Below are 11,188 nucleotides of genomic sequence, written 5' to 3' on the forward strand. Positions count from 1 at the left end.
GCCGGCGCCAGGGCGTACCTTATGCCCTGGCGCAATAAAAAAAGCTCGCCGAAGCGAGCTTTTTCGTGACACGGGAAGCAGGTCTTAGAACTGGTTCATCGTGTTGTGTTTACCGCCTGCCTTCAGGGCTGCTTCGCCGCTGAAGTAATCCTTGTGGTCGTCGCCGATGTCCGAACCGGACATGTTCTGGTGCTTGACGCAGGCGATACCCTGACGGATTTCCTTGCGCTGCACGCCAGCCACGTAGCCCAGCATACCCTGGTCGCCGAAGTATTCCTTGGCCAGGTTGTCGGTCGACAGAGCGGCCGTGTGGTAGGTCGGCAGCGTGATCAGGTGGTGGAAGATGCCGGCTTCGCGGGCCGCGTCGGCCTGGAAGGTGCGGATCTTCTCGTCGGCGGTGCGGGCCAGTTCCGACTCGTCGTACTCGGCGCTCATCAGCTTGGCGCGGTCGTAGGACGACACGTCCTTACCGGCAGCTTGCATCGCATCGTACACTTGCTGACGGAAGTTCAGGGTCCAGTTGAACGATGGGCTGTTGTTGTAGACCAGCTTGGCGTTCGGGATGACCTTGCGGATTTCGCTGACCATGCCGCCGATCTGGGCGATATGTGGTTTTTCCGTTTCGATCCACAGCAGGTCGGCGCCGTTCTGCAGCGAGGTGATGCAGTCGAGCACGCAACGGGCTTCGCCGGTGCCGGCGCGGAACTGGAACAGGTTGCTTGGCAGACGCTTAGGACGCAGCAGCTTGCCTTCGCGCTTGATGACGACGTCGCCGTTGCCCAGGGCGTCGGCCGACACTTCTTCGCAGTCCAGGAAGGCGTTGTACTGGTCGCCCAGGTCGCCCGGCTTGTGGGTGACGGCGATCTGCTTGGTCAGGCCGGCGCCCAGCGAGTCGGTACGGGCGACGATGATACCGTCGTCCACGCCCAGTTCCAGGAAGGCGTAACGCACGGCGCGGATCTTGGCCAGGAAGTCTTCGTGTGGCACGGTGACTTTACCATCCTGGTGGCCGCATTGCTTCTCGTCCGACACCTGGTTCTCGATCTGGATGCAGCAGGCACCGGCTTCGATGAACTGCTTGGCCAGCAGGTAGGTCGCTTCGGCGTTACCGAAACCGGCGTCGATGTCGGCGATGATAGGCACGACGTGGGTGATGTGGTTGTCGATCTGCGACTGGATGGCGGCCTTGTCGGCGGCGTTGGTGGCGGCGTCCAGCTGGCGGAACAGGCCGCCCAGTTCGCGGGCATCAGCCTGGCGCAGGAAGGTGTACAGCTCGCGGATCAGGTCGGACACGGCGGTCTTCTCGTGCATCGACTGGTCAGGCAGCGGGCCGAACTCGGAACGCAGGGCGGCAACCATCCAGCCCGACAGGTACAGGTAGCGGCGGTCGGTGCTGTTGAAGTGTTTCTTGATCGAAATCATCTTCTGTTGACCGATGAAACCGTGCCAGCAGCCCAGCGACTGGGTGTACTTGGACGAGTCGGCATCGTAGTTGGCCATGTCGGCGCGCATGATCTTGGCGGTGTACTTGGCGATATCCAGACCGGTCTTGAAGCGGTTCTGGGCGCGCATACGGGCGGCGGACTCAGGATTGATCGCGTTCCATGCGCTGCCTTGCTGGTCTTTCAAGGTGGCGATGGCTTGGATGTCGTCTTGGTACTTGGACATGTGAATCTCCTAATGAATGAAGCAAAAATGAGAAAACCGTATTCCTGTCGCTGCGCGCTGGCCGCTCGTGCTGCGACATGGTGCTGATACCGAAGCAAACTGCATGGAAGAATAATAGAACGTTTTTGGGGAAAGGCACAAGTCTTATATAAGACATATAACTCGAATAATGTCGTTTTATTTCAACGGTTTAGTTCTTGTTTTTCAGTATGTGGAATGTATTTTCAAAAAATGGAATGACGGTGCCCGTTTTTTCGGCATCCGAATTTCGTAATATGGAATCATGTTTCACGGAGGCCATGTAAGTGCTTGCCGCGCCATGGTCGCGCCGTCAGTGCGCACACGGTTGGGATCGCAATGGACGCGGCGGCCGATTTCTGCGAATCTTGTCAGCGGAGCCAGCCGAATCTGGCGAGGCTGGCGGGTCGGGCATATCAAGCGAGGAGGGAACCATGACGCCATCCGAAGCGGACCGGGCATTTGCCGGTTCCATCCCACAGCTCTATGCGCAATTTATGGTGCCGCTTATCTTCGCGCCCTATGCGGAAGACATCTGCCGCCGGGTGGTCGCGCGGCGGCCGGCGCACGTGCTGGAGATTGCCGCCGGCACCGGTGTGGTGACGCGACAGCTGGCGACCCAGTTGCCAGCTGCCACGGCCATCGTGGCCACCGACCTCAATCAGCTGATGCTGGACCAGGCCATCGCCCAAGGCACCAGCCGGCCCGTGACGTGGCAACAGGCCGATGCGATGCAACTGCCATTTGCGGACGGGGCCTTCGACGTCGTCGTGTGCCAGTTCGGCGCCATGTTCTTTCCCGATAAGGCCAAGGCGTATGCGGAGGCGCGCCGTGTGCTGCGGCCGGGCGGCGCCTTCATTTTCAATGTGTGGGGCCGGATCGAAGAGAACGACTTTGCCAACGTCATCGGCCAGGCGCTGGCCGGTGCTTATCCGGCCGATCCGCCGATGTTCATGGCGCGCGTTCCGCACGGTTACTTTGACACCGGCGCCATCGCGCAGGACCTGAGGGATGGCGGATTTGAGAAAACACCGGACTTCGCCACCGTGACGGCGCGTAGCCGGGCTGAGTCGGCGCGGATACCTGCTTTTGCCTATTGCCAGGGCACGCCCTGGCGCGGCGAAATCGAGGCGCGCCGCGTGCCCAGCCTGGACGAGGCGACCGGCCTGGCCGAAGCGGCACTGGTCGCGCGCTTTGGGGAGGGGGCGGTCGATGGGCAGATTCGGGCCCATGTCGTCACGATAGAAAAATAATCCCGGCTGCAACGGTGGCTGCCGTCGATCAGTATTGCTAACGGTCGCGATGCCGGCAGGATGGCTGGCCGGCGCTGCGGCGGAGAGTCGCAGCGCCGAGGCCGCTGTCACATGGTCGAGGCGTCAGCGCTGCCGCTCACCGAGCCGCTGACGGAGCCGTTGACGGAGCCTCCCGAGCGTGTCGAACGCTGCGCACCGGCCGTGCCGGTGGCGTCAGCACCGCTGGCCGACCTGGCTTGCGGCGCTGCCGGGGTCGCTGGTTTTGCGGGTTTTGCCGATGTTGCCGGAGTCGGCGTTGCCGCCGTGGCAGGCGCCGCATGATGGGAAGCGTGCCGGGCGATCATGCCGCCGGAGAGGGAGCCGGAACCCGAGCCGAAAGCAGCGCCGGAACCAGAGCCGCCCGAACCGCCGGCGGAACCGCTACCGTTTGCCTGCCCCTCCGATGCCAGTTTCCGTCCCGTCGCCGCCGTATTCTGCAGCGCTGCCGAGCCGTTGCCGCCTGCCTGCGCTTCGGATGCCAGTTTCCGTCCCATCGCCGCCGTATTCTGCAGCGCTGCCGAGCCGTTGCCGCTTGCCTGCCCTTCCGATGCCAGCTTGCGTTCCATCGCCGCCGTACCCTGCGCCGCTGCCGAGCCGTTGCCGCTTGCCTGCCCCTCCGCTGCCTGTTTGCGTTCCATCGCCGCCGTACCCAGCAGCGCGGTCGAACCGTTGCCGCTTGCCTGTTCTTCCGATGCCAGCTTCCGGCCGGCCGCCGCCGTGCCTTGCAGTGCGGCCGAGCCGTTGCCGCTTGCTTCCCCCGCGGCGTTGCCGGCTGCGGAGCGCCCCTGGCGCACTTGATCGGCATCGACGGCGGTGGCGGCCGGGCGGACGGTGTCCCGGATCGCGCCGCGATCGAACGACGCCATGCCGCTGAAGCTGCCCCCGCCGCCGACCATGCCGCCGATGGCGCCACCCCGGCCCAGCAACTGTGCGTGGGCGGCACCGGCCGTGCCGATGGTCAGGACGATGAGCAGTTGTTTGGCGAGCGTGCAGTTTTTCATGGTAGTTCTCCTGGTCAGTGCCACGGACGATCCGCAGCTGTTGAAAGGAAAACGCCCGGCGCCGGCCGTTTAATCCGTCGCCCTGAAAAAAAATTTTCAACGATCAGCGAAAGGCGGCGGGATCGTTGCGCAGCGCGGCGCCGAGCACGCCATATCCGATCTCCGCGCTGACGGTGCCGGCGTTCCCGCCCGTCGCCCGTTTCGCCATGTTGTCGATGGCCAGCCTGGCGGCGGCGGGCGCGGGCCGTTCCAGTACGCCCGCCAGCAGCGCCGCCACGATGGGCGCGGCGAACGAGGTGCCGCGCACGATGCGATACGGCGGGCTGCCGATGGCGGCGCTGACCATCTGGCTGCCGGGCGCGGCGAACATCACCTGCGGCCCCCGTGCCGCCTCCGGCAGGGGCCGGCCCTGGCGGTCGACGCCGCTCACCCCCACCACCCCAGGATAGCTGGCCGGATACAGCGGCGGCGCAGCCGGGCCGTCGTTGCCCACCGCCGCCACCAGCAGATGGCCGCGCTTGACCATGGTGGCGACGCCTCGTTCCAGTATCAGGTTGGGCGGCCCCACCAGGCTGAGGTTAATGACGGCCACCCGTTGCCGCGCCAGCCAGTCGAGCGCGCCGACGATGCGTGCCGCCGAGCCGCCCGTACCGCTGTCGCAATAAATGTCGGCCGCGTACAGCGTGGCTTGCGGCGCCACGCCCTGGAAGCGCGACGAATGGCCCACCATCAGGGCGGCCACGGCCGTGCCGTGCGCGCTGGGGTGGGCGCTTCCTTCGCAGCCCCAGGAAACGATGGCGGCGTCGCGAAAGACGTCATGTTCGCGTTCGATACCGCTGTCGATCAGGCCGACGCGGACCGTTGCCGCCGTGTCCGCCGGCGCGCCATTGGCGCCGCCGCCGGGCGCGGCCGGGTGGGGCGACGGCGCGCCGCTGCCCGTGTAGATGTGGTCGAAGTCGTACACGCCCTGCAAATCGCGCGCGCGCAGTTGCGCGAGCGCGGCGGCCGTATCGACCTGCTCGGGCACACGCAGCGTGACCATCGCGTCGCCGTCGCCCAGCGCGCGTTCGTCCACCACACTCAAGCCGAGGGCCCGGGCGGCGGCCAGGCCGGCGGCGCCCGGCGACCAGGCCAGGATGGCGCGCCGCACCACCGGCTGGCCGCGCGGGTCCGCTTCCAGCACCTCGCGGTGCTGGCGCAGCAGGGCGGCGGCCTGGTTCAGGCGCAGGGTGAGCAAGTCGCCGCTGTCGGCACGGTCCAGCAGGCGCCGGCCGGTATCGCGCAGCTGGTCGCGGCTGAGCGCGTCGAGCCGGTCCGGCACCGTCGGCAACGGCAGCGACGGCAGGTGCAGCTGGGCGCCGGCGCTGGCTGCGGCGAGCGCCAGCAACAGGGCCAGGGCCAGTCGCGCGCAGCGTACGGTACGGTTGGGTCGGATAGGCATGATGGGCAAATGATAGTATAAGGAATCGGAATTTATGACCAATAAACGAACGGGACAGGGATTAAAATCCATCGCCCCATCGTTTACCTGCTATCCATGACCGCTGCCACGCTTGCTTCCGACATTGCCGCCTTGCTGCCGCGCCTGCGCCGCTTCGCCCGCACCATCACCTTCAACCGGGAGGATGCGGACGACCTGGTGCAGATCGCCGTTGAGCGGGCGCTGAACCGCGGCGCGCAATGGGAACCGGGCAGCCGGCTCGATAGCTGGATCTTTCGCATCATGAAGAACGCCTGGATCGACGAAGTGCGCGCGCGCATCCGGCGCGACACCCTGTTCGCGTCCGAGGAGGCGGGCGAGCATGTGGGCGACGGCTCGGCCGAGGCGCACCAGCAGCGCATGGCGATCCAGAAGGCCGTCAGCCTGCTGTCGGACGAGCACCGGCTGGTGGTCGCGCTGGTGCTGGTGGACGGCTTGCCCTACAAGGAGGCGGCCGAGGTGCTGGAAATCCCGCTGGGCACGCTGACCAGCCGGCTGGTGCGGGCCCGCACGGCGTTGCAACAACTGTTATCCGATCAAGCGAGGAAGGTGTGATGAGTTTTTCCGACGAAACCCTGATGGCCTATGCGGACGGCGAACTGCCCGACCCGGTGCGCAGCGAAATCGACCGGGCGCTGGTGGACGATCCCGCCCTGGCGGCCCGGGTGGCGCAGCACCGGGCGCTGCGCGAGGATGTGTTCGCCGCGTTCGCCCCCGTCGTTGACGAGCCGGTGCCGGCGGCGTTGCTGGCCGCCGCCATGCCCGGCAAGGTGAGCGACCTCGACGCGGCCCGCGCCGCCCGTGCCGCCCGCACCGCGCGCGACGCCGTGTTGCGGCGCTGGTCCTGGCCCGAGTGGAGCGCGGTTGCGGCCTCGCTGGCGGTGGGCGTATTGGCCGGCAGCCTGGTGGTCGGCGGGCGCGACACTCCCATGGCGGTGGCCAGCGGCGCCGACGGCGTGCTGGTGGCGCGCGGTTCGCTCGATGAGGCGCTCTCGCGGCAGTTGGCCGGGGCCGATGCCGGGCCGGCCGCCAGCGCCGGCGTGCGGATCGGCGTGACTTTCGCCGCCCGCGACGGCGCGCTGTGTCGCAGTTTCACGGCCGGCGCTGCGGCCGGCCTGGCCTGCCGCAGCGGCGACCATTGGCAGCTGGCCGTGATGGCTGAAGCGGGCAAGGGCGCGGCGGGCGATTATCGCCAGGCCGGCAGTGCCATGCCGGCCGCTGTACTGGACGCCATCGACGCGCGCATCGCCGGCCCCGCGTTCGACGCCAGCGCCGAACGGGCGGCCCGGCAGCGGGGCTGGGTGCGCTAACTGGCGCCGCAGCCCGGTGGCGAACCGAGCCGCTCCAGGATGGGCTTCCGGTAGCGTCTGCTCATGCGCAACTGCTGGCCTGAGTGCAGGAGCACGTCGTATTCACCGTCTTCCCGGATCTCCAGCGCGCGGACCCGGTCCAGATTGACGATGCAGGAGCGGTGGATGCGGCAAAAGCCGTGGGCCGCCAGCAGCAGCTCCAGGTCTGCCAGGCTGCGGCGCAGCATATGGCTTCTTGTTCCGACGTGGACGGTGGCGTAATAGTCGCTGGCCTCGATCCAGTCGATGTCGGCGAACTTGACCACCTCCAGCGTATTGCCGTTCTTGATGATCAGGCGCCGGTGCGCGCTGGGCGCCCGCAGGCGCTCCTTCGCCCGCGCCAGCACCCGTTCGAAGCGCTGGTCGTCGAACGGCTTGGGCAGGTAGTCGAGCGCGCCCACTTCGAAGGCGCGCAAGGCGAACTTTACACGGTGGCCAAGACGACGGCGCGGATCAAGGCGAGCGGGGGGATGACCATCGTGCCCGACTGCACCTTTGCCACGGCGCCGGCGCCCCAGGTCATCATCATCCCCGCGCAGAGCGACCCGGACGCGGCGACGATCGCGTGGATCCAGGAGGCGGCGCACACTGCCGACCTGACCATCTCGATCTGCACCGGCGCCTTCGTGCTGGCCAAGACGGGGCTGTTGGCGGGCAAGGCGGCAACCACCCATCACGGCGCCTACGTGCAATTCATGATGGAGTTTCCCGATATTGTGCTCAAGCGCGGCGCACGCTGCGTGGAATCGGGCAAGTTTGCCAGTTCCGGCGGCCTGTCCTCCGGGATGGACCTGGCGCTGCGCGTGGTGGAGCGCTATTACGGCCGCGATGTCGCGCTCAAGACCACCGATCAGCTGGAATACCAGGGCCGGGGCTGGTTGAACCCCGCATCCAACCAGGCATATGCCAAGCGGCGCCGTTCGACCGACCGGCATCCGCTGTGCGCCGTGTGCGACATGGACGTGGACAAGGCGACGGCGCCATTCACCGTTTATCGGGGACGCACCTACTACTTCTGCATGAGTGAACACAAAGCGGCGTTCGATGTCAGTCCTGCCCGATTCCTGGCCATATAAACGCGACAGGCCAAGCTATCGGTCCAGTTTAAGCCAGCGTTCCTCTAGTTTTGCTAGTTCCGTAATGGCTTGGTCACCGGATACTGAGAGCTTGAAGTCGTCGGGCCAATTACCAGTGGCCTCTGTTTTTCGCTCAGCCAAGCGTCGGATTATGGTCAAGCGCAATCTTGGCCATTTTAATTGGTCCAATATGTTGGCTATCTCCTGACGTGACATTCTAGATGTTATTGCTATTTCACGAATGATAAGCCATTCGCGCAGATAATCATAAGCTTCTAGAATTGACGAGATGGAAAGAGGAATTAGAATAGGGATCGCTACTATTATCAATATAAGCCTTCTCATCCATTCTGATAGATTCTTTTCAATCCAAATCAGGCCAACGGTCGCTGCGCCGATTAAAACGGCAGCAAAAATTATTGAAAGTATTAATTTAAATCGCGAACTGAATGAAAGTTCGAAAAATTCCTTTAGGCTACTACCTATGAAGCGAATTAATAACCAATCCCACGATAGTAAGCCGATGATTATCATGATGCCGGAAATTAATTCTGAATTTGCTAATTGGAACGGCGTCAGCATCCATGTCATAGTAGCCTCATGGAGAGCACTCGGTTTGACTTTTACTATTCTTGCAGAAGCTACTAACAGTATGAACAGGCCGAATATATGCTGGTAGATCCTGAAGAACGTTCCTTGCGAGACCGGTTGTCGGTCTGTGGAAATTTGGTGTTTCAATCTTAGAATTTTTTCAACTCTTTTTATGGTCGGCGAGAAAAGATTTTCAATGATGCTCGGGGTTGCCGCCCATACACTGACTAGGATGCCTAAGAAGGGATAGATAATAATGCCAACTGTCAATGCACAAATCGACACCACTAGATTACGCTTGCGCCATGTGGCAATCCGGTGTGTTTCTCGTAACGAATCAGAAAGTGCCAGTGAGAAAATCAACGCGCGTCTGTTATCCCAAAATTGGCGAGCTGGCATGTTGATGACATACGAATTAATTAATTCCTGGAGTTCTGGCGATATTTTTGGCAAATGGCGACAAGCACGGAATGCTGTTTCGCGCAACCATGAATTCTTGCCAGACATGGCTGACTGCAGAATGGGACGAGCCGCAGTATCTGCCAGCAATCCCGTAGCTTCCAGGCAAATTTTTGCTTGAATGAGACCGTCCGTTTCCTTTATGTGCATGCCGATGAATGATTCCAGTTCTTGCGCGAACGGCGCAATCGCCTCGCGTCGAGCGCGGAACGCGTCGGTAAGGAACCGTAGGCTGTGAATCGCCCGCAGACGGCTAATTGGATTGTCGAAATGTTCGCAAATCTCTCTCCAGCACAATTGCGCAAGACGCTGTGCCGTTTCATCGTTGCACAGCTGCGCGTACAGGACCATTGCATCGCGTCCTCGTGAATCGGAGGGGATATGTTCAATTGGGAGATTGTCAGGTGTGGCCAGCAGGCTTGTCGTGACCAAGTACTCTAAGAAGCGACGATGGACAAAAGCAAATGAAATCGCGTCGCCGGTCGTCACGCGCGCAATTCGCGCGTAATGTAAGACGTCTATGGCTGCGTCCGCGTGATTGATCGACTGCTCGCCCTTCAATACGGATACTGGCGCCTCTAGTCCATAAGCAGGCGAGTTGAACACAAACCCCGCGATCTGGGTTGCACTATTCAGAATGTCATGCACGGTTAGTCCGTGCTTGAAAATTCTCGCTTCTACTTTGTTCAGTCGATTTATCAGATAGTCTTGGTATAAATCTCCTTGGTTCAGGGGAAGTGCGCAATGGTTGTTGACCCATTCGCCGAGCAAAGCCATGAGGAACGGATTGCGCGCGATGGGGACTAAATCATGACGGTCCCTGAATAGTTGGAATTGTAATTCGGCTGTGAATTTTGGATATCTGGCGAGCGCCATAACTATGCGCTCTTCCGACATGGGGCGAATATCAAGGATCTTTTGCGCGAGAAAAGCTTGCGTGGGACGTCGGAACATGCGGGACGCGAGTACGCCTCTAGCGTTGATGTTGGTAGAAATGAATCGTGAAAGTAGGTCAGATAGGCAGTCAATTAACCATGACTCTTCATTTACATCCAGAAGTTCCGGGATCTCGTCGAAAGAATCAAAAATGAAGAACAGCCGCCCGTGTTGCCACAGATCGCGGAAATGAGCATCGACAAATTCCTCGGTAAAAACATCGCCACGTGCCTTAATGTTTTCCAAGACGAACGCTTCGAGATCTTTGATGGTTGGTGGTGTCTGCTCCGTCCAGGCAGCTGCGCGTCGTCCACCGGCAGGTAGCCATTCGCGCAGATTGATGTACAGGGGTATGCGGCCGGTGCTATTCACCTCTGCGAGCATATCCCTGGCCAGTTTGCGAAGGGCCACACTTTTTCCTCCGCCTGGATCGCCAAGTACGAGAAATGCTTGGGTGCGCCGTTCAGAGCGCAAGGCCGTCTGTAAATTGACGATGCGTTTTTTGCCGCTCGTTCCGCCGATTGGTATGATTTCTACCTCAGCCTCAAGCTCAGTGTAATAATCTGGACTCCAATTTGTTTGACGATCCGTGGTTTCTAAATGCTGGCGCAGCGCAGAGCAGAACGAATTGAGTTTTACCTTAAAACTTGGCTCTGGAAAATCCTTATTTAGCGGTACCGGATGACCGCCGCCTATCGTCTTGTCCACCATGAAATAGTTGACGATTAAAACGCTTATCGCCGCGAACATTAATACCGTTATGGACGGTTCGGTTACCAATTCAACTTGCGCGATCCATGGTGCCGCACGTAGGATCTGTGGGTCGGAGGACAATGCTTTCGCCAGAGTGTTAACAATGTCACCCCACAGGCTGTGAGAGCCGGCGAGAGAGAAAATTCCAAGCAAAGAGAGCACCCGTACCTTGGTTGCACCTGCTCCTGGTGGGAGGATCAATGGGCGCAGCAGCCAAAGTACTGCACAAATTAGGATCGCGATCATTGGCGTGGCGATGCCAGGCAGGAAGATGACGGATGCGATCATAGTTACGATGGAAAGCCCGAGAATGGCCAAGACCAAGCGATGCGAAGACGTAAATTGATTGGTCACAAGATACTCCGAATAATGTACTGTTTCGTGTTTGCGAGAGCGCAACCACAGTTTGAATTATTTGGCAATAATGCCATCAAGATATACTTTTGTGGGCACAGAATGTGCGAATAGAGAGATTAACAATGGCGTCGCCCGGCGTCTTGACGTAACGTTAGGGCTAAAACAAGAACGTCAGCAAATTGGGGGGCGCGGTCCAGGGGGGGGGCTT

Annotated in this window: 9 protein-coding genes; 4 read left to right on the plus strand and 5 right to left on the minus strand. The window is 61.3% G+C overall.

The annotated features are described in order from the left end of the window. Positions 1-84 precede the first annotated feature (84 nt). Positions 85-1,668 (minus strand): isocitrate lyase, encoded by a 1,584-nt coding sequence (locus AC3WOS_RS27805; RefSeq protein ID WP_492720466.1) that lies wholly within the window; start codon positions 1,666-1,668, stop codon positions 85-87. A 452-nt stretch (positions 1,669-2,120) separates the two neighbouring features. On the opposite strand from AC3WOS_RS27805, the gene AC3WOS_RS27810 reads away from it, so the two are divergent. Beyond that, positions 2,121-2,939 carry a class I SAM-dependent methyltransferase gene (locus tag AC3WOS_RS27810; protein ID WP_492720469.1) on the plus strand — a complete coding sequence of 273 codons (819 nt, stop codon included), beginning with the start codon at positions 2,121-2,123 and terminating at the stop codon, positions 2,937-2,939. Positions 2,940-3,046: 107 nt separating this feature from the next. On the opposite strand, the gene AC3WOS_RS27815 is transcribed toward AC3WOS_RS27810, so the two are convergent. Next, positions 3,047-3,979 carry a hypothetical protein gene (locus AC3WOS_RS27815; protein WP_492720472.1) on the minus strand — a complete coding sequence of 311 codons (933 nt, stop codon included), beginning with the start codon at positions 3,977-3,979 and terminating at the stop codon, positions 3,047-3,049. Between the two features lie 103 nt (positions 3,980-4,082). Further along, a complete protein-coding gene (locus tag AC3WOS_RS27820) occupies positions 4,083-5,420 on the minus strand; it encodes a S8 family serine peptidase (RefSeq protein ID WP_492720474.1) in 1,338 nt (445 codons plus the stop codon). 96 nt (positions 5,421-5,516) lie between these two features. On the opposite strand from AC3WOS_RS27820, the gene AC3WOS_RS27825 reads away from it, so the two are divergent. Together AC3WOS_RS27825 and AC3WOS_RS27830 are read left to right on the plus strand one after the other, a co-directional pair. Beyond that, positions 5,517-6,014 (plus strand): RNA polymerase sigma factor, encoded by a 498-nt coding sequence (locus tag AC3WOS_RS27825; protein WP_492720476.1) that lies wholly within the window; start codon positions 5,517-5,519, stop codon positions 6,012-6,014. After that, on the plus strand, positions 6,014-6,769 hold the full coding sequence (locus AC3WOS_RS27830) for an anti-sigma factor family protein (RefSeq protein WP_492720478.1): 756 nt from the start codon (positions 6,014-6,016) through the stop codon (positions 6,767-6,769). Before AC3WOS_RS27825 ends, AC3WOS_RS27830 begins: the two co-directional genes overlap by 1 nt. Here the strand turns inward: AC3WOS_RS27830 and AC3WOS_RS27835 are convergent. Further along, positions 6,766-7,224: a LytR/AlgR family response regulator transcription factor gene (locus tag AC3WOS_RS27835; RefSeq protein ID WP_492720480.1), complete on the minus strand. Its 459-nt coding sequence runs from the start codon at positions 7,222-7,224 to the stop codon at positions 6,766-6,768. The genes AC3WOS_RS27830 and AC3WOS_RS27835 overlap by 4 nt on opposite strands. Before the next feature lie 15 nt (positions 7,225-7,239). Here AC3WOS_RS27835 and AC3WOS_RS27840 point away from each other — a divergent pair, with 15 nt between their 5' ends. After that, a complete protein-coding gene (locus tag AC3WOS_RS27840; protein ID WP_492720482.1) occupies positions 7,240-7,884 on the plus strand; it encodes a DJ-1/PfpI family protein in 645 nt (214 codons plus the stop codon). Positions 7,885-7,899: 15 nt separating this feature from the next. Here the strand turns inward: AC3WOS_RS27840 and AC3WOS_RS27845 are convergent, their stop codons facing one another. Further along, positions 7,900-10,977, minus strand: coding sequence for an NACHT domain-containing protein (locus AC3WOS_RS27845; protein WP_492720484.1), 3,078 nt, complete (start codon positions 10,975-10,977; stop codon positions 7,900-7,902). Between the last annotated feature and the right edge of the window lie 211 nt (positions 10,978-11,188).

It is taken from the genome of Rugamonas sp. FW305-51 (assembly GCF_058786935.1).

Coding starts and splice junctions, on each gene's coding strand:
- AC3WOS_RS27815 (WP_492720472.1), bottom strand. CDS start 3,979: ATGAAAAACTGCACGCTCGCCAAACAACTGCTCATCGTCCTGACCATC.
- AC3WOS_RS27825 (WP_492720476.1), top strand. CDS start 5,517: ATGACCGCTGCCACGCTTGCTTCCGACATTGCCGCCTTGCTGCCGCGC.
- AC3WOS_RS27805 (WP_492720466.1), bottom strand. CDS start 1,668: ATGTCCAAGTACCAAGACGACATCCAAGCCATCGCCACCTTGAAAGAC.
- AC3WOS_RS27830 (WP_492720478.1), top strand. CDS start 6,014: ATGAGTTTTTCCGACGAAACCCTGATGGCCTATGCGGACGGCGAACTG.
- AC3WOS_RS27820 (WP_492720474.1), bottom strand. CDS start 5,420: ATGCCTATCCGACCCAACCGTACCGTACGCTGCGCGCGACTGGCCCTG.
- AC3WOS_RS27810 (WP_492720469.1), top strand. CDS start 2,121: ATGACGCCATCCGAAGCGGACCGGGCATTTGCCGGTTCCATCCCACAG.